Here is a 21,841-nt window from a genome sequence, read left to right on the forward strand (position 1 = left end):
GCTTTTTGTAGAGTCGAGCCGTGCTCGACTGCTTCTATCAACAGCAGTCGAGCACGGCTCGACTCTACAAAAGCAGAGCCAAAGCAGCCGAGCATGGGCTCGGCTCTACACATTCAGGCCCTGCACACCGGTGGGCGGGCGCCCATCCATTGCGAGGCACCGGGCCGCAGCACGATGGTTTCCCCGGCCTGCCCCTGCAGGTAACGCACACGCATCCGCGTGCGCTCGCGCGTGATCGAGAACAGCGCGGGCGCGCTCGCATCCTCGGCGGCTACCGTGGTGCCGCGCTCCTCGCGCAGCACCAGCACCTGCGGTGGCAGCCCCTCGCCCTCGAAAGGCTGCCAGAGCACGGCCGTACCGCCGCCGTAGGCGATGAAGGACAGCTCCGCGCCCAGCAGGTCACCCGTTTGCGGGTGCACGCAGACGTTGGAATAGCTGCCCTGCCAACCCGATGCGGACACCGGGTTGGCAGCGGCAAAGCCCGTGCACAGCAGCGTGGCCCATATCAGTGCCCTGGACATCCCTGTCACTCCTCAGCCTATGGCGTGGTGCTGGTGATGGGCGGACTCTACTTCGCCGAGACCCGCCACACCACATCGCCGACGTCGTCGGCCACCAGCAGCGCGCCGTCGGCGTCCATCGCCATGCCCACCGGCGCGCCCATCAGGGTCTTTTCATCCTTGGAGGTGAAGCCGCTGACCACGGCCTCCGGGCGGCCGGTCGGCTTGCCGTCCTTGAAGGCCACGTAGACCACTTCGTAGCCGCTCAGCGGCGAGCGGTCCCAGCTGCCGTGTTCGCCGATGAAGGCGCCACCGTGGTACTTCGCCGGCAGCGACTGGCCTGTGTAGAACAGCAGGCCCAGCGGCGCCACGTGCGAGCCGATGGCGTAGTCGGGCACGATCGCCTTGGCCACCAGGTCCGGCCGCTGCGGCTGCACGCGCTCGTCCACGTGCTGGCCGTAGTAGCTGTAGGGCCAGCCGTAGAAGCCGTCCTCCTTCACCGAGGTCAGGTAATCGGGCACCAGGTCGGCACCGATCTCATCACGCTCGTTGGCCACGGCCCACAGCTTGCCGGTGCTCGGCTCCCAGTCCAGGCCGGTGGGGTTGCGGATGCCCGAGGCGAAGATGCGGCTGCCACGCGTGGCCACGTCCACTTCCAGCACGACCGCGCGGCGGTATTCGACGGCCAGGCCGTTTTCGGTGATGTTGCTGTTGGAACCCACGCCCACGTACAGCTTGCTGCCATCGGGGCTGGCCAGCAGTTCCTTGGTCCAGTGGTGGTTGATGGTGCTGGGCAGGTCGGTGAACTCGCGGCCCTTGTCGGACATGCGGGTTTCGCCGGGCACGTAGTGGTACTGCATGATGTTGCCGGTGTTGGCCACGTACAGCGTGTCACCGATGAGCTGGATGCCGAACGGCGAATGCAGGCCTTCGATGTAGACGTGCTGGGTCCAGGCATCGGTACCCGGCGTGCGGCGCAGCAGGGTGACCCGGTTGCCGCCCTTGCCGGCCTTGCCCGAGCGCGCCTTCACCTTGCCGGCGATCCACTGCTTGGGCGTGGTGACCGGTTCTTCGCCGGGGCCATTGCCCTCCACCACCAGCACATCGCCGTTGGGCAGGGTGAGCAGGCGGCGCGGGTGCTGCAGGTTGGCGGCGATGCGTTCGATCTTCAGGCCGTCGGCCACGGTGGGCGACTGGCCGTCGGCCCAGCCCACGCCCTTGGGCACCTGCATGGGCGGCATGAGGAAGTTGGCCGGCTTGGGCAGCGGCGGCTGTGCGCCGGACTGGTCAGCCGGGTGGTACTCGGCCTTGCCGGCGCAGGCGGCCAGCATCACCGCCAGGGAAAGGATGCCCAGCGTGGGCAGGATGCGATCAGCCATGACGACCTCCGTGCAGCACCGGCAGCTGCAGCGACAGCAGGATGAAACCGATGGCGATCAAGCCCACGGTCAGGGCGGAGAGGATGGTGCCCGGCACGGCCACCGCGTAGGCGTCGCGGCTGTGCACGAAGGCATTCCAGATGGCCAGCACGATGGCCACCAGGTTGAGCAGGAAATCCACGCGGTCCACGCCGGTGGCGGTACCGTTGCGGCGCCATACCGCAAACAGGTTGATCAGCCGCGGAATGATGGCGATGAGCAGGCCGAAGGTGATCAGCCAGGCCGCGGCCTTGCCCCACATCACCTCGGCGGTGTTGAGGTAGAGGATGTCGAAGATGAGCGCGCCGACGAAGAAGCCGAACGGTATCGGGTTCAACAGGCTGAAAAGCGTGGTGCCCGGGCCGCGATGGGCCTGGGCGACGGGGTTGACCATGGTCGTGCTCCGAAGGGGAAAGGTTGCACGGCCGTAGTAGCACAGCCGGCGGGGAGGTCGCGCGATGATGGCCGGTCGCCCCCGCCCCCTGCTTGGATGGATGTGCCACGAGGGATGTGCCGACCAACGGTCGGCACCCACCAGGGCAGTAGATCCACGCCATGCGTGGATGGAGATCGGCGCTGCCTCTCAGGGAACGTAGACCAGATGCAGGCTGTAGGCGAAGCCGGTTTCGGTTTCGGTGATGGACACATCCATCACCAGGTCACTTCGCCCTTCTGCGGCCGTATGCAGGTCGACCAGGACCTTCCAGCGCTCGCCATCCCACTGGCTGACCGAGGTTTCCCAAGTGGCCTCGGGCAGTGGCACGAGGGTTTCCCCGTAGTCCTGGATGATGTCGGTGATGGTCTCCCACGTATCGGCCGTACGCAGGCGAACGCCCGCTGCGTCGGGCGCGCGGCCTGAGGCGATCTCATTGGCCATCCAGGTCAGGATGGGGCGGAACGCCTCGTCCACGGCGGCTTCGATGTCCGGGTCTTTCCTGACCATGTGTCTTCCTGGGAAAGCGGGCGGCGATCCGCGGTTCAAACATGATGGCATGGGTGGGGGATGGCCATGCCTGGCGGCCGGGGTCCGTGGCCCGGAGGGATGTGCCGACCAACGGTCGGCACCCACCAGAGCAAATGATGTCGACCCACGGTCGGCACCCACCAGAGCGGTAGATCCACGCCATGCGTGGATGAGCGCCGGCAAGAGGGTCGTTATTCCCGGCCGGAATAAGTGTTTGTGACGCGCTTTGCACAACCGCATCTCCGCGCGCACGAGAGGTAGGGGGTTCTTCGTTGTGCTGCGTTTGGCCAAGGGCGATGGGGCAGTTCCGCCCCGCCGTTCTGCCATGCCGATTCACAACAGAAGGACTCGTGTATGAAGCGAAACACGCTCCGCACCGTGCCACCGCGTTCCGCGCGGCTGGCCCTGGCCACTGCGCTGGTACTGGGCAGCCTGGCTGCCAGCGCCCAGGCGCAGCAGGCCGATCCCCTGGCCAACCTGCAGTGGCACCTGCTCAACACCGGGCAGGCGGTACCGGCCGACACCCTGCCGGTGGCGGGCAACGATCTCAACGTGGATGGCCTGTACCGCAATGGCATCCGCGGCCAGGGCGTGGTGATCGGCATCGTCGATGACGGCCTGCAGATCGCCCACCCCGACCTGGCCGCCAACGTGGCGGCGGTGCCCGGCAGGAACTTCGCCAACGGCTCCACCAACCCCTCCCCCTCCAACCCCGATGCCGACCACCACGGCACCATGGTCGGCGGCATCGCCGGTGCGGTGGGTGCCAATGGCGTGGGCGTGCGTGGCGTCGCTCCCGCAGCCACGCTGAAGGGCTTCAACGTGCTGGCTTCCAACGCGCAGGGCAACCAGCTGAGCAACATCGAATACTCGTGGTGGGATGGCGCCGAATCGGCCGACGTGCAGGTGTTCAACAACAGCTGGGGCGCCGGGCCGGGCAACCCGAACCTGCCACTGGCCTTCAGCCAGAACGATGTGGCGTCCTATGAGCAGGCGCTGTCGGGCACGCGTGGTGGCCGCGGTGGCATCTACGTGAAGTCGGCCGGCAACAACTTCAACAACGCCTCGGTCAGCCAGACCCAGGATGTCTGCACCACCGATACCAAGAACCGCAACACCGGCTGCGTGCCGGCCGGCCGCGACCCGCGCAACAACCTGTTCAACGTGATCACCGTGGGTGCGGTGCGCGCCGATGGCGTGCGTTCGTCGTACTCGTCCACCGGTTCGGCACTGTGGGTATCGGCCTTCGGTGGCGAATACGGGTTGCAGGCGCAGTACGCACCGGGCCTGGTGGCGCGCGCCTACGACCCGGCCATCGTCACCACCGACGTTGGCGGCTGCACGGTGGGCAGCAACAAGAACAGCGCGCGCGAGAACAGCCTGGACAGCAACCTGTCGGCCATCGACAGCACCTGCAACTACACGGCCAAGATGAACGGCACGTCCGCCTCGGCGCCGATGGTGTCCGGCGTGGCCGCGCTGGTGCTGGAAGCCAACCCGCGCCTGAGCTACCGCGACGTGAAGTACATCCTGGCCACCACCGCCACCCGCACCCATCCCAACCAGCCGGCGGTGACGCTGGCCGATGGGCGCACGCTGGTGCCGGGCTGGACGGTGAACGCCGCTGGCCGCGCCTTCAGCAACTGGTATGGCTTTGGCGTGGTGAATGCCGCACGCGCGGTGCAGGTGGCCGATACGTTCCAGTCGCTCGGGCCGCTGCTGGACACCGGCTGGCGCACCACCACCCGCAGCGTGGCGATCGGCAGCACCTCGGCCACGGCCGGCCGGCTGACCTTCCAGGTGGCCAATGGTGCGCGCAACGTCGAAAGCGTGCAGCTCGGCTTCCGGGTCAACCACAGCAACACGCGGCAACTGCAGTTCGTGCTGGTGTCGCCCAGCGGCACGCGCAGCGTGGTGCAACCGGCGTTCACCGCCATCGGTTCCGGCACGGGTGGCGTGCAGCGCAACTTCACCAACTGGGATCTGCTGTCCAGCAACGCGTTCCTGGATGAAAGCGCCACGGGCACGTGGACGCTGGAAGTGACCGACATGGGGCAAGCCGCCGGCGCTGCATCGCGCGGCAACCTCGAATTCTTCAAGATCCGCGTTCTGGGGCACTGATGATGAAGACAACCATTCTGTTGAGCACCCTCGCCTTCGCGGCGATGACCGGCCCGGCCTGGGCGCAGAGCACAGGCGCCACGCCGGCGGCGCGCACGCTGTCCACCGTGGATGTGCAGGCATTGAAGGCGGAGGCGACCGGCCGCTCGTTCGATGTGGGCGGCAACCGCTTCCAGCTGGCGCCCACGGTGGCCGTGCAGCAGGCGGCCAGCGGCCAGTTCCAGATCACCCCGTCGGCGGCGGCGACCAGCGGCTCGCGCAGCAAGCGTTCGCTGGGTGCTGCTGATGCGGGCACCCGCAAGTTTGCGGCTGCGGTGTCCAGCGATGGCGCACCGGTGGTGGCGACATCGAGGGTCAAGGTGTTCTTCACCGATGCGGCGGCGGCACAGAAGGCGGCAGCGGCCACTGGCGGTACGGTGGTGAAGGTGTCGAAGGCTTCGGGGCGGGCGATTGTGGAATACCCGTCGGTGAACGCGGCGCTGGATGCCACGACCAAGCTGCTGTCGACCGCGGGTATCCGCGCGGCGGAGGCGGACCTGGTGCAGTGGGAAGAGAAGAAGTGATCTAGGGCGTTGTGTGGTGCCCCGGCTGGCGTACCTCTCCTGGCCGGCCGGGGTTTTTGTGCCGACCAACGGTCGGCACCCACCAGAAACAAATGCCGACCAACGGTCGGCACCTACCGGAACTACATGCCGACCAACGGTCGGCACCTACCAGAACTACATGCCGGCCAGCGCGTCCACCAATGCATCCATCTGCTGCGGCCGGGTGAACACTGAAGGCGTGACCCGCACGCAGGCGCCGGATTCCAGGCCATCACGATGCGTGGTGAACACCCGGTGCTCATCCAGCAGGCGCTTCTGCAGCGCCATATTGTCGGCCACGCTGGTGCGCCCGCGCAGGCGGAAGCTGGCCAGCGCGCTGGCCAGTGCCGGGTCAGGCGAGGACAGCACTTCCAGATGCGCCATCTGCCGGGCGGGCACCGTCCAGCGCTCGCGCAGGTAGCGCAGGCGCGCCTGCTTGTTGGCCGCACCGATGCGCTGGTGCAGGGCAATGGCTTCGGGCAGCGCCAGGTACGCCGCGAAGTTCACCGTGCCGGTGTGCACGCGGCTGCCGACGCGGCCATCGTCCGCCTCGCCCATGTACGGGTCGAGGTCGGCCACGCGGCCCTTGCGGACATACATCGCACCCACGCCCACCGGTGCGCCGATCCACTTGTGCAGGTTGATGCCCACGAAATCGGCCTTCAGGTCCGGCACGGCGTAGGCGATCTGGCCGAAACCATGGGCCGCATCCACGATCACATCGATTCCGCGCGCACGCGCACGTTCGGCAATCTCCGCCACCGGCAGCACCAGGCCATGGCGGTGGCTGACCTGGGTCAGCAGCACCAGCTTCAGGCGCGGCAGCCGCGCGAAGGCGGCATCGTAGGCCTGCAGGATCTGCGCGTGGTCGGGCACCGCCGGCAGGGCGATGCGCTCCACCTGCACGCCACGGCGCTGCTGCAGCCAACGCATGGCGCCGATCATGCTGTCGTAGTCCACGTCGGCGTACAGCACCTGGTCGCCGGGCGCGAGGCGGTTGTAGCCGCCGATCAGGGCCAGCATCGCCTCGGTGGCGCCACGGGTCAGCGCGATCTCATCGGCACCCACGCCCAGCATGTCCGCCACCTGGCGGTGCACGGCCATGTACTCGGCGGGGAAGGTGTGCCGCCCGTACCAGGCGTTGCCACGGTTCACCTCGGCGGTGTGCCGCTGGTAGCTGGCCAGGGTCTCGCGACCCATCGCGCCCCAGTAGCCGTTTTCCAGGTGGTTCACTTCATCGGTGATGTCGAAGTGGCTGGCCACGGCGGCCCAGTAGCCTTCATCGCGGGCCAGCACGTCCGGCGCCACGGTCGTTGCGGGAATCTGCATGGGCGCAGCGTAACGCGCGGCGGCCATGGCAGGCAGTGAAGACAGCGCTGCGGCGGCCGGCAGCAGCGTGCCGGCGCGCAGCAGGTTACGGCGGCGGCTGTCCATCAGAAGGTCAGCCGGTACTGCGCGTACACGTTGGCACCATCGGTGTCGTAGGGTGCGTTGCGCGAGTAGATCAGGCCGCGGCTGGCCTGGAAGGTCGCCTCGTCCGGGTAGCGGTCGAACACGTTGTCCACGCCCACGCGCAGGCTGTGGTGCTCGTTGATGCGATAGCCCACGGCCAGGTCGAGGAAGGTCATGTCACCGAAGCGCTGGTAGATGTCGCCAGCGGCGTTGCCGGTCGAATCGGTCCACGCGCCGTAGTAGCGCACGCGCGCCATCAGCGACCACGCGCCCACGTCCCAGCTGCCGGTGAAGCTGCCCTTGTGCTCCGGCAGGCGATCTTCGAACAGCACGCGCTGGGTCTCGTTGGTGGCCACCGAAGTGCTGCCATTGTCCACGCGGGTGCGGTTGAAGTTGTAGGCCAGGGTCAGCGTCATGCGGCCGGCGCCGAGGTCGCGCAGGTAGTTGCCGACCACGTCCACGCCGCTGGTGGTGGTGTCGAAATCGTTGGTGAAGTAGTTGACCGAGGTGTAGCCCAGCGGATTGGGCGTGCCGGCGGGAATGGCGAAGCTGGCCGACTGGCTGAAACGGTCGGTGAGCTTGATGCGGTACACATCCACCGAACCGGACAGACCCATGTCGGTGCGCCAGGTCAGGCCCAGCGAGGCGGTGCGCGATTCTTCCGGGGTGAGCGGCTTGGCACCGAGCAGCTGTGCCAGCGGATCGTTCGGCGACAGGCGGCCGCTGGTGAAGATCTGCAGGGTGCGCGTGTCCAGGCCCTGGCTGGTGCTGGTGGTGTTCAACTGCGCCGGGGTGGGCGCGCGGAAGCCGGTGGAGAACGTGCCGCGCAGGGCCACGTCCGGGGTGATGGCAAAGCGCGCCGACAGCTTGCCGTCCACGGTACTGCCGAAGCTGGAGAAGTCTTCATAGCGGCCGGCGGCACCGATGCTCCAGCGTTCGCCCAGCGGCACTTCCATATCGACATAGGCAGCATGGCTGCGCTGGTCCCACTTGCCCGCCTGGCTGGCCGAGAAGCCCGGCGCGCCGTTGGAATTGGCTTCCAGGCCGGCCACTGCGCCGGGGCCGACCGCGTACGAGGCGGGGTCGCCGGCGCGCACTTCATAGGTTTCCTGGCGGAACTCGGCACCGAAGGCGACGTTGACCGGCTTGGCCAGCGCGGCCACGTCCCATTCGTAGTTGAAATCGACGTTGGCGTTCTTCTCGGTCTGGGTCAGGCGGCCGAGGTCGAACGAGGTCGGGCTGTCCGGGCCAAGCGAGGCATTGATGGAGTTGTCCAGGCTGTAGTCGATGGCATTGCGGCCATACGACGCGCTGGCATCCCAGCGCAGCTTGGGCGTGATCTCACCACGCAGGCCACCCACCAGCTGCAGGTCGTTCTGCACGTTGCCGTACTGCGGGCTGAAGCCCACCGGATAGAGCGAACGCAGATCCCAGCCGGGGAAGATGCTGGTGGTGCGATAGGCGCCGGTGGTGGTGTCCGGGTTGCGCCAGTTGAAATCGCTGACGCCATCGCTGTGGCTGTACAGGCCGAAGGCGTAGACCTCCAGCGTATCGCTGGCATTGGCCTTCAGGTTGAAGCCCACGCGGCGGCTTTCCAGTTCCGGCTGGCCCCAGCGCTGCACGGGGTTGGGCACGTCCAGATCGGGATGCGCGGCCTGGAAGGCGATGGCATCGGGACGCTGGCGGGTGCGCGAGGTGGCATCGGAGTTCGACGATTCGGCGAACAGCGCCAGGCTGCCGTAGTCGCCCAGCGCCCAGCCGGTGCGGGCGCTGAAGTCGCGCGAGGCACCATCGCCCTGCGCGTACTGCGAGTAGCCTGCGGTGATCTCGGTGCCGGGGCTGTCTTCAAGGATGATGTTGATGACGCCGGCGATGGCGTCCGAACCGTACTGTGCCGATGCACCATCGCGCAGCACTTCGATGCGCTTGATGGCGCTGGTCGGGATCTGCGCCAGGTCAGCGGCCTGTGCGCCGCGGTTGCCCAACAGCGCACTGCGGTGGAAGCGGCGGCCGTTGACCAGCACCAGGGTCTGGTCCGGCGACAGGCCACGCAGGGTGGCGGGCCGCACGAACACCTGGCCATCGGCCATCGGCAGGCGCTGCACCACGAACGACGGCACCAGCTGCGCCAGCACGTCCTTCAGGTCGGTGGAATCGACCGACTTGATGTCTTCCTTGGTGAACACATCCACCGGCGCCAGCGTTTCGAACTGGGTGCGGTTGGAGGCGCGGGTGCCGGTGACCAGCATGGCGTCCAGCTGGGTCGGCGCGGCGTGGGTGGTGCCACCACCGGCGGTGTCTGCCGTACTGGCATCTGCTGCGATCGCGCCTCCTGCGCTGACCATGGAAAGGGCGAGGAGGATGGAACGCGACAACAACGAGCTCTGCACGACGGGTACTCCGGGACTGCACGACAGGGTCAGGCGCGCCTGTACAGGCGGCCTGGACAAGTCGCGCAGTCTCGGCGCGATGTGTGAAGCGGGCGTTACGTGAACGCGACAGGAGGAAGTCGTCGTGGGGACGCCCTTGCCACGCGCGTAATAGAATCGAAGCATCGCGCACGCAAGGAGACCGCATCATGCGCCTGCTACACCTCACCCTGCCGGTGTCCGATGTGGGTACCGTCGCCGCCTGGTTCCACGACGTGCTGCAGCTGCGCGTGGTCGGCCACCACGTGCACATCGGCTGGAGCACCATCGAGCTGCAACCGGCCGATGGCCAGCCGCTGGGCGGCGTGCACCTGGCCTTCAACGTGCCGGACAACCGCTTCAACGAGGCCATTACGTGGCTGCGCGAGCGCGTGCCGCTGCAACGCAATCCCGAAGGCATTGATTACTTCGCGCTGGAGAGCACCTGGCAGTCGCAGTCGGTGTACTTCACCGGGCCCGATGGCCTGATCCTGGAGCTGATCGGCCGCAAGCGCCTGCCAGCCAGCGCACGCAGCGGCGCGTTCCACGGCAGCGAGCTGACCTGCCTGAGCGAAGTGGGCCTGCCCAGCGCGGACGTGGATGCGGTACGCGCCGAGACCAGCGCGCGCTTCGGGCTGCAGCCGCTCAGCACGCCCTCGCCGCAGTTCGCGCCGATGGGCGATGACGAAGGACTGTTGATCGTGGTCGCCGCCGACCGCCGCTGGTTCCCCGAGCAGAAGGACCTGCCCAACGCGCAGGGCCTGACGCTGCGCGTGGGCGATGTGCAGGGCAGCGGCGAGATTGCCGATACCGCGCAGGGGTGGCGCGTGATCCAGTAGATCCACGCCATGCGTGGATGGTCGGTGGGACTGTGTCAACCAAGGTTGACACCTACCAACTGCCCGACGCGCCGCCACCGCCACTGCTGCCACCGCCGCCGGACCAGCTGCTATTCGACGACGACGAGGAGCCCGAACCGCCGCTGCGGCGGTCGTCGTCATCACCGCCGCCACCGCCGCCCGTCCCGATCAGCATCGCCACGTTCCAGCCGATGTAGCCCACTGCGCCGAAGACGATCAGCAGCGCGACGGGATCGAACGGATCAGAGCGGGTCAGCGCCCAGCCCAGGCCTGCCCCGAACACGCCGCAGAACGCCAGCGCGCGCACGGCAAATCCGCGTCGACTGGTCTGCCAGCGATTGCGCGTCAGCGCCAAAGGGAACCACGCAACTACGCAGGCGATGCCGGCGAAGAAATACAGCGCAGCGTGCACGAACAGACCCGGAACGGTGCCCCGCGTAACCAGCACGAAGATGCAGATGGCCGTGCTGGCGGCCAGCATGGCCCACACCAGGCGCCGCGTTGCTGCGCTCTGGTTCCAGCGGTGCCCGCAGGACCAGGCCAGTGGTACCACCAAGGTCAACAGAAACACCACTGGCACCAGCAGACGCGGCTTCCACGCCGCCATGCCCAGAGCGGCCAGCACGATGATGGCCAGCCACTTCAAGAGCAGCGACCACCAGCGCCGCGCCGGGACGGCCGCAGCGCGGCCATGCCAGCGTCCCAGGCCGAACGCGCAGACCACGGCCAGCAGCAGGATACTGTCCATGGCCTGCCAGGCCAGGTCCAGCAGATGGTTGCTGCGGGGCGGTGGCAAGGGCTCGCCATCGATCAAGGCGACCAGCTGCGCGCTGCCGTCGATCACGCCCTGGTCGATGTCACCGTCGCGGAAGCGCGGCAGGATCGTTTCTTCGATGATGCGCTTGGCATACGCATCGGGAATCGCGCCTTCCAGGCCATAGCCCGGTTGGATGCGCACGTGCCGGTCCTGCACGGCCACCAGCAGCAGCACGCCATCATCCACGCCCTTGCGCCCCAGCTGCCACTGGTCGTACACCCGCTGGGCGTAGGCTTCGATGCTTTCATCGCCGGTGCTGCCCACCACCAGCACCTGCAGCTGCGCGCCGCCGCTGCGTTCGAACAGCGCGCGTGACTGTTGCTCCAGACGCTCGGTGGTGCTGGCCGAGAGCACGCCGGTGGGATCGACCACCGGCGAGTCCAACGTGGGCACCGGCGCTTGGCCAATGGCCATCGCGGGCAGCGCGCACAGCAACAGGGCGCACCACAGGTAGGCCAGCAGATGCCGGTGCAGGCGTTGCGATCGTGCCATCACGTGTTCCATGAATGTCGCCTCAGCTGCCCTGCCCGGCTTCGATCTGCGCATGCAGCGCCTGCAGGCGCGCCACTTGTTCATCGAACACCTGCAGGTCGGCGTCGACCAGTTCCGCCCAGTCCGGTGCGTGGCCCAGCAACTGCGCCACCTGTTCCTGCGGGGCGCGGTCGAACCCTTCGGACAGCACGGCCAGATAGCGCTGGCGGAAGCCCTGCGGATCCTGTTGTTCCTGCACGTACAGCTGCACCGCCACCAGGCCGGCGAACAGGTAGTTGGCCAGGTACAGCGGGTCTTCGTACATCAGCCGCTTGGTTTCCCAGGTGGCACCCAGCGCCGGGTAGCGTTCGGCCATCATCCCGTAGCCGGACAGCACCTTCAGTGTCAGCGCATCGAGGTCATCGGCCGTACCCAGCGTGCCGGCGGACACGCCCTGGTAGATCGACTGCTCCAGCTGCGCTTCCTCCGAAGCGATGAACAGCTGCAGCACGATGTCATCCAGCAGCGACTTCAGGTAGTACGCCTTGGCGCGGGGATCCTGCGCCTGCTGGTACAGCTGGTCGCGGAACTCCAGTTCGTTGAAGATCGCGTAGGCCTCGTTCAACCACGAGGTGCCGTTGCGGTAGAACGCCGAGACCTGCCCGCGCTGCATCCATTGGCCGTGTGCCGCGTGGCCGGCTTCGTGCACGGCCTCCACGTCGCTTTCCAGGGTGCCCCGGCGCTCGCCGACGAACAGCAGCGCGGGCGCGCCCGGCGCCGTGACCGCAAAGGCATCGGCCGTGCGCGGGCCCAGCGTTTGCGCCAGGTCCATGCGCTGCTGCGCGGGGTCGAGCAGCGCGCGCACTTCACCGGCGTACTCGGGGCCCAGCCCCTGCATCGCCCCGGTGGCGGTGTCGCGCACCTGCTCGAGGCTGAGGACCGGCGGCACGAAGCCGGCATCGGGCAGGCTGAGATCCCAGATCTGCGGGTCGGCCAGGCCCATGCGTTCGGCATGCTGCAGCAGCACCTGCTGGTAGGCGCGGCGCTGCGGCGCATGGCGCTGTACTGCGGCCAGCGTGGCCAGCACCGCGGGCGTGTCCAGGCCCATGTGCCGGTAGCTGCGTTCGGGTGCGCTGCCATCGCCCTGCAGCTGCGAGGCACGATCATTGACATGCACCAGTGCCAGCAGCGTGCTGGCCATGGCTTCGCGCTGTGAGGCCACGCCCTGCCAGTAGCCCTTCCAACCGGCCTCGCGCAGCGCGCGATCCGGGTGCTGGGCCAGGGCCGTACTGTCCTTCCTGCTGTCCAGCGTGCGCCCATCGCGCTCGAAGCGCGGGTAGCTGGCGTGCTGCAACAGCTGCCGCTGCAGGCGTGCGAATGCATCCAGCGCCGGGCTGGCCACCTCGTCCACGGCATCGTCCAGGCCTGCGGCGCGCGGCGCCGTGGAGCTGCCGGTGGTGCCCAGCGCACGCGTGCGCAGCCAGGCATAGGGGGCCACCCAGCCCGCATCGGCCGGCGCACTGACCAACGCCTTGCGTGCGATGCGCGCGGCATCGCCACACAGGTCCGCGATACCTTCCTGTGCCTGCACCAGGCGCACATCACGCGCATTGCGTGCGGCCTGCAGGTGCAGATAGCCATGGTGGCGCAGGCATTGGCCGAACAGCCGGTCAGCCTGCTGTACGCGCACGGCCGGATCCTCGGGTCCGGCATCGCGCAGCGTCGCGATGGCAGTGGCAAGTTTCGCGCGTGCGTCCTGCTCGGCCGCCGCATCGGCGAACCAGCTGCGGTCGTCGGCGTGCAGCGTCTGCGCGCTGGCGGTGCCGGCGGCAAGCAGCAGCACGGTGGCGGCGGTGATGCATCGCATCCTGCGGATGTTCATGACAGCTTCCTTTGTAGAGTCGAGCCATGCTCGACTGCGCCTGGCGGAAGCAGTCGAGCAAGCTCGACTCTACGCCATGGGCAGACCGCGGCGGGGGTAGACTAGCCCGTTCCCCGCCTGTCCGGCCTTCACATGCGCACTTTCCTGCTGGTCATCGGCCTGCTGCTCGCCCCGCTCTCGACTGCGCTGGCCGCAGGCGTACAGGTGCGCGAGGGCGACCTGTTGTTCGTCACCGCCGGGCACAGCGGACTGAGTGCGGCCATCGACGATGCCACCGCCACGCAGGGCGCGACCAGCTTCGACCACGTGGCCCTGGTGGCTGCCGGCGCGCACGGCTGGCAGGTACTGCATGCCGATGAGAAGGGCTCGCGGCAGCAGGCCCTGCTCGACTTCCAGCGCGACGCCCGCAGCAAGCAGCGGCAGATCGTCGTGTACCGGCTGCGTGCGGCGCCGGCCGGTGCGATCACCGATGCGGTCGCCAAAGCGCGCACGATGCTGGGCAAGCCGTACAACACGGCCTACGTGCTGAACGAGGACAGCTACTACTGTTCGGATTTCATCGAGCGTGCCTTCCGCGCGCACCATGTGTTCGCACTGCAGCCGATGAATTTCCGCAACCCGCAGACCGGGGAGATCGCCCAGCATTGGGTGGACCTGTACCGCGGCATGGGCATGGACGTGCCGCAGGGCCTGCCGGGCACCAACCCCAACGACATGGCCGCCAGCGCGGTGCTGGAATGGGTCGGCGTGCTTTAAATCGGCGCGCTGTACAAGCGAAGCCCCGCGCGAGGCGGGGCTTCAGTATTCAGACCTGGGGGGGGGCCAGGGTCATTCTTCTTCGTCTTGGCTGCCCTGCTGCTGGTTGCGCTTCTGCTGCTGGTCCTGCTGCTGGTCCTGCTGCTGTTGCTGCTGCTGGTCACGACCGCGACCCTGCTGCTGATCCTGCTGGTTCTGCTGACCCTGCTGGTTCTGCTGACCTTTCTGGTTCTGCTGGTTCTGCTGTGCCATGTCCGTGTCTCCGAAGCCACGCGCGGAATGCGGTGGACGGGGCCATCCTCTGCAGCCGAAGGTTAACCATGCGTTGCAACGCAGCTAGGCTGGCGTGCACGCGCCCCACAAAAGACCGCGCGCCCCTTGCGGCACAAGCCCCTGAAGGATTCATGCGACGTGTGCATGTGCTCATGCCCGCACGGCAACAGCCGCATTCAGCGGCCTCGGCCCGTGTGACGCGCGCATGACGGCCTACACCCATGGTCCCATTTGCAGCCGCGCGCGGCACCGCTATGGTCAGGCGGACACCCGCCGGAGACGCGCATGGCCCCGCAGACCGCAGTACGCCCTTCCTACGATGAAGCCCGCGATGGCTTCGATATCGCGCAGTGGCAGGACCGCTTCCAGGGGCGCCTGGACCAGGGCATCAACGCCTGCGTGGAATGCTGCGACCGGTACTGCGGAAGCGATCGTCTGGCCCTGCGCTGGATCGATGCGCAGGGCGCCCTGCATCTGTACACCTTCGACGACCTGCGCGATGCCGCCGCCCGCGCCGCGCAGGTGCTGCGTACCGCCGGCGTCGGCCCGGGCGATGTGGTGGCCGGCCTGTTGCCACGTACGCCGGACCTGCTGGCCACCATCCTCGGCACCTGGCGCCTGGGCGCGGTGTACCAGCCACTGTTCACCGCGTTCGGCCCCAAGGCCATTGAAAGCCGCCTGAAGACCGGCAGCACCCGCCTGCTGGTGACCGACAGCGCACACCGCAGCAAGCTGGACGAACTCGATGCCTGCCCGCCGGTGGCCACAGTGCTCGCCCCCGGCCACGCACTGCGCGACGGTGACATCGACTGGCGTGCGGCCACAGTGGCGGCCGCGCCAACGCTGGAGCCGGTGCTGCTGCCCGGCAATGCGCTGATGGCCCTGCTGTCGACCTCCGGCACCACCGGCAGCCCCAAGGGCGTGCCCGTGCCCCTGCGCGCGATGATGGCGTTTGCCAGCTACATGGAACTGGCCGTCGACCTGCGCGCGGACGACGTCTTCTGGAACATCGCCGACCCTGGCTGGGCCTATGGCCTGTACTACGCGGTGATCGGCCCGCTGCTGCTGGGCCACGCCACCACCTTCAGCGAAGCCGGCTTCAGCGTGCATGGCCTGAACACCATCATCGGCCAGCTGGGAGTGACCAACCTGGCCGGCTCGCCCACCGCGTACCGGCAGATCATCGCCGCCGGCCCCCAGGCCAGTGCCGGCATCAAGGGCCAGCTGCGCGTGGTCAGCAGTGCCGGCGAACCGCTGAACCCGGAGATTGCCCGCTGGTTTGCCGAGCACCTGCAGACCACCGTGCTGGACCACTACGGGCAGACCGAGACCGGCATGGTGGTGAACAACCACCATGCGCTGGTCCACCGCGTGCGCCCGGGGTCATCGGGCTTTGCGATGCCGGGTTACCGCGTGGCCGTGCTGGATGAAAACGGCCATGAACTGCCACCGCGCACGCCCGGCATCCTCGCGGTGGACCTGAAGCAGTCACCGATCATGTGGTTCACCGGCTACTACCGGGCGGAGACCCCGGCCATCGCCGAGGGCTACTACCGCACCGGCGATTCGGTGGAATGCGAGGACGACGGTTCGATCAGCTTCATCGGTCGCTCCGATGATCTGATCACCTCGTCCGGCTACCGCATCGGGCCGTTCGACGTGGAGAGCGCGCTGATGGAGCATCCATCGGTGGCCGAAGCGGCGGTGATCGGCGTGCCCGACCCGGAGCGGACCGAGATCGTCAAAGCGTTCGTGATCCTGCGTGATGGGTTCGAAGGCAGCGACGCGCTGGCGCACGAACTGCAGCAGCATGTGCGCCATCGCCTGTCCGCGCATGCCTACCCACGCCAGGTGGAGTTCGTGGTGCAGGTGCCGAAGACGCCCAGCGGCAAGGTGCAGCGGTTCCTGCTGCGCAAGGCGGAGATCGAGAAGCAGGCGGCGGGCTGAGGGTCTGGGGTCAGAGCCCTTCCCGCGGAAGGGATCTGACCCCGGGGTCGGATCCTCTCCAGCGGAGAGGCTCTGACCCCACATGAGCCCCGAATCTGCCCTACGGCATCACCGGCGGCACGTAGGTCAGGGTCATGCCCAGCAGCCACAGCAGGCCCAGCGCCAGCGGAATGTGCACCAGCAGCTGGATGAAGGTGAAGCCGACGATGTCGCGGGCCTTCAGGCCCAGCACGCCCAGCAGCGGCAGCATCCAGAACGGGTTGATCAGGTTCGGCAGGGCCTCGGCCGCGTTGTAGACCTGCACCGCCCAGCCCAGGTGCGCCTTCAGTTCGTTGGCCGCCTGCATCACGTACGGCGCTTCGATGATCCACTTGCCACCGCCGGAGGGCACGAAGAAGCCCAGCACCGCCGAGTAGACGCCCATCACCAGGGCGAAGGTATCGGTGCTGGCCACGTGCACGAACAGGCTGGACAGGCGATGCGCCAGGGTCTGCCCATCGCCGCCGGCCGCGTGGGTGAGGATCATCGCAATGCCGCCGTACAGCGGGAACTGGATGAGCACGCCGGTGGTGCTGGGCACCGCCTTGGCCACTGCGTTGAGGAAGCTGCGCGGGCGCCAGTGCAGCAGCAGGCCGAGCGAAATGAACAGGAAATTGTAGGTGTTGAGGTTGGCGATGGCGGTGACCACCGGCTTGTTGGCGAACTCGTTGAACAGCCAGCCGAAGGCCAGCAGCGAGAGCAGCACAGTCAGCAGCGGGCTGTACTCCAGCCATTCACCCGGGCGCGTGCGCTGCTGCAATGGCTCGGGTTCGGCCTGCGCGGCACCGGGGAAATCCTCGGCGGTACGTGCACTGCCAGCGGCCGGCGCGGTCAGCCAGGCAATCAGCAGCGAGACCAGGATCAGCACCGCGGTCAGCGCGATCGACTGCCACAGGAAGATGGTCTCGGTGAAAGGCAGCACGCCGGTGATTTCCACCAGGCCGGGCGGCATGCTGGCCGGGTTGGCCTGCAGCTGCGCGGCCGACGAACTCAGGCCCATCGCCCACACCGCGCCCAGCCCCAGGTAGGCCGAGGCACCGGCGGCGCGGTAATCCATGCGCAGCTCGGTGCGGCGTGCGAGCGCGCGCACCAGCAGGCCGCCGAACACCAGCGAGAAACCCCAGCTGAGCAGCGAGGCCAACATGCTGACCAGGCCCACGTAGACCACGGCACCGCGGCCGGTGCGCGGCACCCGCGCGAGGAAATCGATGAAGCGCGCCACCACCGGCGCCGTGGCCAGCGCATAGCCGCCGATGACCACGAAGGCCATCTGCATGGTGAAGGGGATCAGGCTCCAGAAGCCGTCGCCGAAGGCGCTGGCCGTGGCCTGCGGGGTCGAGCCGAAGCCCATCGCCGCCACCGCGACGATGACCACGCCCAGCACCGCGAACACGTACGCGTCGGGGAACCACTTTTCCGCCCAGGCGGCCGAACGCAGCGCCGCGCGCGCCATCCAGCCATCCTGTACTGCTGCCGTCGAGGCCATCGCCTACCCTCCCAGGTTCGATGGGCCGATTCTGGGCGGTGAGGTGCGGGCTGTCAGCCACCTATTGGTCGTAGAGTCGAGCTTGCTCGACTGCTCTGGCTTGGCCGCGCGGATCAGTCGAGCAAGCTCGACTCTACCGGCAACCCAGGATGGGGTCAGAGCCCTTTCCCGGTGGGAAAGGGATCCGACCCCGGTCGATCAGCGCAGCGCCAGGTCCACGGCGATGCCGGCGAACAGCGCCGCGCCTACCCAGTTGTTGTGCAGGAACGCCTTGAAGCACGGCCCGCGCTCGCGGTTGCGGCAGATCCAGAATTCGTACACCACCAGCACCGTGGCCACCGCCACGCCAGCCAGGTAATACCCACCCATCCCGCCACGCACGCCCACCAGGGCCATCGTGGCCAGGAACAGCGCGTACAGCACGCCCTGGATGACCAGGTCCAGCTCACCAAACAGGATGGCGGTGGAGTGCGAGCCCATCTTCAGGTCGTCCTCGCGGTCGACCATGGCGTACCAGGTGTCATACGCGGTGGACCACAGGATGTTGCCGGCGTACAGCAGCCAGCCCAGCATCGGCACTTCGCCCTGCACGGCGGCGAAGGCCATCGGGATGCCCCAGCCGAAAGACATGCCCAGGTAGACCTGCGGCAGGTGCGTGTAGCGCTTGAGATAGGGGTAGCTGGCGGCCAGGAACACGCCGATGAAGCTCAGGCCGATCGTCAACCCGTTCAGGGTGAGCACCAGGCCGAAGGCCACCAGCATCAGCACGGCGAACAGCGCCAGCGCCGCACGGCCGCTGATCGCCCCGGTGGCCAGCGGGCGCGCCTTGGTGCGCTCCACGTGCGGGTCCAGCCAGCGGTCGGCGTAATCGTTGATGACGCAGCCTGCAGAACGGGTGAGCCAGACGCCAGCGGTGAACACGAACAGGGTCCACAGCGGCGGCAGGCCGCCAGCGGCCAGCCACAGCGCCCACCAGGTGGGCCACAGCAGCAGCAGGGTGCCGATCGGGCGATCGGCGCGCATCAGGGACCAGTAGTGACGCCAGCGCGGCGTCGGCGCCGGATGCGGCGCGGAAAGAGGGGTGTCAGCCATGGCGATAGGATACTCCTGCGCTGGAAGGACGGCGGCGCGGACCTGGAAAAGACAGGGCCCGATGCGCCTGCGCGCACCGGGCCCCGGTGTCCTGCCCTGCGAAAAGATCAGGCCTTTTCGTCAGACTTGTACTCGTAGTAACCGTAGCTGTAATAGCCCGTGGCACGCTTCTCGACCGCGTTGAAGATCGCACCCTTGATCTGCACGCCGTTCTGCTCGAAGCGCTGCAGCGTCAGCTCGATTTCCTTGGCCTGGTTCACGCCGAAACGGGTGACCAGCAGGCTCGAGCCAGCGTGGGTGGCGACCAGCGCCGGATCGGTCACGGCCAGGATCGGCGGCGTATCCACGATCACCAGGTCGTACTTGCCGGACATGTCCTGCAGCAGCTGCGCGAAGCGCGGGTGCATCAGCAGCTCGGCCGGGTTCGGCGGAATGTCACCACGCACCATGTAGTGCATGTTGTCCAGGCCGGCCACCGGATGGATCACGTCGTCGACGCTGAGCTTGCCGCCCAGCACGTCCGACAGGCCCTTCTGGTGCGACACACCCAGGATCTTGTGCAGCGTGCCCTTGCGCATGTCGGCGTCGATGACCAGCACGCGCTGGCCCGCCTGCGCGATGACCGCGGCCAGGTTGGTGGACACGAAGGTCTTGCCCACGCCCGGGCGCGGGCCCGAGATGGTCAGGATGTTGTTCTTCGCTTCCAGCATGGCGAAGTGCAGGCTGGTACGCAGACTCCGCAGCGCTTCCACGGTCGGGTCGGCCGGGGCACTCACCGCCAGCAGGTGCTGGCGACCGTCGGCCACCACGCGCGTACCGTGCTTGCCCTTGCGCAGCTTGGGCAGGGTGTTGGACACGCTCAGCGGGATCGCGGCGTAGACCGGCAGGCCGAGGGCTTCGATGTCCGCCGGGTCTTCGATGCCCGGGTTGAGCATGCGCTGGAGGAAAACGACGGCAACCGAGAGGAATCCGCCGAGAAGCGTGGCGATGACTACGATCAGCTTCTTCTGGGGCTTGACGGGATTGGTTACGTCCACCACCGCCGAGTCAACGATGCGCACATTGCCGACTGCACCTGCACGAGCGACGTCAAGCTGCTGCGCCTGATTGAGGAGCGCCGTATAGAGCTCGTTGCTGACCTGAAGATCACGGGTCAGGCGAAGCAGTTCCTGCTGGGTATCCGGCAGCTGGCCGACCTGGCGCTGGAACCCAGCCTTGCGGCCCTCCAGATCACCAATCTGCTTCATCAGGGCCCTGTAAGCGGGATGCTCGCGGGTGAAAGCGCGGTCCATCTCCGCCTGTTTCAGACGCAACTGCTGGATGCTCGCCTCGACAGCAACTTCCTGCTCAAGCAAGCCCCGGGTCTGCATCGTGATATCTACAGCGTTCGAGCGCGACTGATAGGCACTCATTGCTGCCTGGGCCTGCTCAACCTGCTTGCGAATTGTCGGCAGCTGCTCTCTCACGAATTGAAGCTGGGAAGCGGCTTCAGCCGAGCTTCGCTCCACATTCTGGCGGACATAGGCCTCAGCGACTCGCTGGACCAGCGCTTGCGCGCGAACCGGGTCTGCATCCTGATAGGTGACCTGCAAGATGCCCGAATCCCGCCCCTGCTCAGAAGCAAGCACCAGCTGCTGGAGATCCGAAATAACACTCAGCCTGCGCTGCTTCACAAGCTGGAATCTCGTGCCGCTCCGCGCGTTCAGCTTGGACACATCGACGGAGACACCGTGGCCGCTGGCGCGCTCGCCGACTTTGCCGCGCAGGAGCTCCTCGTCATCGTCACCAAGAACGACGAACGACCCCGAGGCGTCACCAGCAGCGACCAGAGTCAAGGGAATGTCGAACAGAGTGGCCGGCACTTCCAGCCGATCAACGACGATCTTCTCTCCACCCCAAGCGTAGCTCGACATACCGAAGAGGGGCGAAGCGACGGCATCAGGCGTTTCGGGCTGAAAGCGCTTGGCAATGAAATCGCCAACAACGGGGAAACGCACGGGCGTGGCAGAAATATCAAGGTGGAGCTCGTCCACCGCCTTCCCCACCACCGCGCGCGAGGTGAGAAGAGCAACTTCGGTGGTAGCCATCGTGCTACCGCTTCCGCTCAGCGAGGAAAGATCGGCCAAACCGGGAAGCGAGGGGACCTTCGACTCCACCTGCACCATGGCCTCAGCCTGATAAATCGGCTTGGCCAGGAGGGCATAAAGCACGCCGAGTACAAGAAAGACGGCAGTCGTGATCACGATCCACCACTTTCGATCAAGCAGGACTCCGATCAACTCCCGCAGATCGATATCATCATCCTTGACTGCTCGGGATTCCGTTTTATTGGTCATCGCTTCCACTTAAATTCGGGAACAACTCCAACGACCCAGGGCAGTTCGTTTGGAGATTGGTTGAATCCAACTGCACGCTCACGGCGCGGCTGTGCACCACACAGATGAGCACGCAGATACTGAGGGAGGTCAAGCACCGACAGGTGACCCCGGAACCCCCTACCCTCGCCTAGCCCCCCAGTCTACCTCCAACGGGTGGCCGGCGCGAATCACCGCTCTTGGGAGGCCTGGAGGCCCAGAGCAGCAAGGGCCGCCTCATGTCGCAGCCCGCAGGGTCTGACCCTTCTGGCGGAGGCCGGGTCCACGCTTGCAGCCCTGCCCTGCTATCATCCCGTCCCCTCTGCAGGGCCCCTTGGGCACTGGGCTGACGACCATACGCCGCCGGATGATCTGGCCCATGCTGAACGGGAAATGCCGGGCAATCGCCAACCGGCG

17 protein-coding genes are annotated in these 21,841 nt (G+C 67.3%); 6 read left to right on the forward strand and 11 right to left on the reverse strand.

Annotation, left to right across the window (positions count from 1 at the left end; all coding sequences use genetic code 11):
• Nucleotides 1–113 precede the first annotated feature (113 nt).
• The 4 genes from C1926_RS10245 to C1926_RS10260 form a co-directional block, all read right to left on the reverse strand.
• On the reverse strand, nt 114–521 hold the full coding sequence (locus tag C1926_RS10245; protein ID WP_108759105.1) for a hypothetical protein: 408 nt from the start codon (nt 519–521) through the stop codon (nt 114–116).
• 47 nt (nt 522–568) lie between these two features.
• The gene (locus C1926_RS10250; RefSeq protein WP_079224012.1) at nt 569–1,879 is read right to left on the reverse strand and encodes a sorbosone dehydrogenase family protein; all 1,311 of its coding nucleotides are present in this window, start codon (nt 1,877–1,879) and stop codon (nt 569–571) included.
• Nucleotides 1,872–2,312 carry a DUF2231 domain-containing protein gene (locus tag C1926_RS10255; RefSeq protein WP_079224014.1) on the reverse strand — a complete coding sequence of 147 codons (441 nt, stop codon included), beginning with the start codon at nt 2,310–2,312 and terminating at the stop codon, nt 1,872–1,874. The genes C1926_RS10250 and C1926_RS10255 overlap by 8 nt, the downstream gene beginning before the upstream one ends.
• 189 nt (nt 2,313–2,501) lie before the next feature.
• Entirely contained in the window at nt 2,502–2,861 is a 360-nt protein-coding gene (locus C1926_RS10260; protein ID WP_108759106.1) for a hypothetical protein, read from the reverse strand.
• Between the two features lie 375 nt (nt 2,862–3,236).
• On the opposite strand from C1926_RS10260, the gene C1926_RS10265 reads away from it, so the two are divergent.
• The gene (locus C1926_RS10265; protein ID WP_108759107.1) at nt 3,237–5,003 is read left to right on the forward strand and encodes a S8 family serine peptidase; all 1,767 of its coding nucleotides are present in this window, start codon (nt 3,237–3,239) and stop codon (nt 5,001–5,003) included.
• Nucleotides 5,003–5,566, forward strand: coding sequence for a DNA breaking-rejoining protein (locus tag C1926_RS10270; protein WP_079224020.1), 564 nt, complete (start codon nt 5,003–5,005; stop codon nt 5,564–5,566). Before C1926_RS10265 ends, C1926_RS10270 begins: the two co-directional genes overlap by 1 nt.
• A 156-nt stretch (nt 5,567–5,722) precedes the next feature.
• On the opposite strand, the gene C1926_RS10275 is transcribed toward C1926_RS10270, so the two are convergent.
• Nucleotides 5,723–7,021, reverse strand: coding sequence for an aminotransferase class V-fold PLP-dependent enzyme (locus C1926_RS10275; RefSeq protein ID WP_108759108.1), 1,299 nt, complete (start codon nt 7,019–7,021; stop codon nt 5,723–5,725).
• Nucleotides 7,021–9,429, reverse strand: a complete 2,409-nt coding sequence (locus C1926_RS10280) for a TonB-dependent receptor (RefSeq protein ID WP_108759109.1) — start codon at nt 9,427–9,429, stop codon at nt 7,021–7,023. The genes C1926_RS10275 and C1926_RS10280 overlap by 1 nt, the downstream gene beginning before the upstream one ends.
• A 188-nt stretch (nt 9,430–9,617) precedes the next feature.
• Here C1926_RS10280 and C1926_RS10285 point away from each other — a divergent pair, with 188 nt between their 5' ends.
• Nucleotides 9,618–10,286 carry a VOC family protein gene (locus C1926_RS10285; protein ID WP_108759110.1) on the forward strand — a complete coding sequence of 223 codons (669 nt, stop codon included), beginning with the start codon at nt 9,618–9,620 and terminating at the stop codon, nt 10,284–10,286.
• Between the two features lie 52 nt (nt 10,287–10,338).
• On the opposite strand, the gene C1926_RS21800 is transcribed toward C1926_RS10285, so the two are convergent.
• The gene (locus C1926_RS21800) at nt 10,339–11,616 is read right to left on the reverse strand and encodes a TPM domain-containing protein (RefSeq protein ID WP_159095074.1); all 1,278 of its coding nucleotides are present in this window, start codon (nt 11,614–11,616) and stop codon (nt 10,339–10,341) included.
• 22 nt (nt 11,617–11,638) lie between these two features.
• Entirely contained in the window at nt 11,639–13,462 is a 1,824-nt protein-coding gene (locus tag C1926_RS10295; protein ID WP_254057410.1) for a M3 family metallopeptidase, read from the reverse strand.
• 147 nt (nt 13,463–13,609) lie between these two features.
• Between C1926_RS10295 and C1926_RS10300 the strand changes: the two genes are divergently transcribed.
• The 3 genes from C1926_RS10300 to C1926_RS10310 all read left to right on the forward strand — a co-directional run bounded on the left by C1926_RS10300 (nt 13,610) and on the right by C1926_RS10310 (nt 16,453).
• Nucleotides 13,610–14,233: a YiiX/YebB-like N1pC/P60 family cysteine hydrolase gene (locus tag C1926_RS10300; protein ID WP_108759113.1), complete on the forward strand. Its 624-nt coding sequence runs from the start codon at nt 13,610–13,612 to the stop codon at nt 14,231–14,233.
• 87 nt (nt 14,234–14,320) lie between these two features.
• On the forward strand, nt 14,321–14,551 hold the full coding sequence (locus C1926_RS21465; RefSeq protein ID WP_159095075.1) for a hypothetical protein: 231 nt from the start codon (nt 14,321–14,323) through the stop codon (nt 14,549–14,551).
• Nucleotides 14,552–14,791: 240 nt separating this feature from the next.
• Nucleotides 14,792–16,453 (forward strand): AMP-binding protein, encoded by a 1,662-nt coding sequence (locus C1926_RS10310; protein ID WP_108759115.1) that lies wholly within the window; start codon nt 14,792–14,794, stop codon nt 16,451–16,453.
• 100 nt (nt 16,454–16,553) lie between these two features.
• On the opposite strand, the gene C1926_RS10315 is transcribed toward C1926_RS10310, so the two are convergent.
• The 3 genes from C1926_RS10315 to C1926_RS10325 all read right to left on the reverse strand — a co-directional run bounded on the left by C1926_RS10315 (nt 16,554) and on the right by C1926_RS10325 (nt 21,406).
• A complete protein-coding gene (locus C1926_RS10315; protein WP_174214092.1) occupies nt 16,554–17,978 on the reverse strand; it encodes a TIGR00366 family protein in 1,425 nt (474 codons plus the stop codon).
• A gap of 198 nt (nt 17,979–18,176) precedes the next feature.
• Nucleotides 18,177–19,070 (reverse strand): 4-hydroxybenzoate octaprenyltransferase, encoded by an 894-nt coding sequence (gene ubiA / locus C1926_RS10320; RefSeq protein WP_108759117.1) that lies wholly within the window; start codon nt 19,068–19,070, stop codon nt 18,177–18,179.
• 107 nt (nt 19,071–19,177) lie between these two features.
• Entirely contained in the window at nt 19,178–21,406 is a 2,229-nt protein-coding gene (locus tag C1926_RS10325; RefSeq protein ID WP_108759118.1) for a polysaccharide biosynthesis tyrosine autokinase, read from the reverse strand.
• Between the last annotated feature and the right edge of the window lie 435 nt (nt 21,407–21,841).

The sequence above is a fragment of the Stenotrophomonas sp. ZAC14A_NAIMI4_1 genome, from assembly GCF_003086915.1.
Classification (GTDB): domain Bacteria; phylum Pseudomonadota; class Gammaproteobacteria; order Xanthomonadales; family Xanthomonadaceae; genus Stenotrophomonas.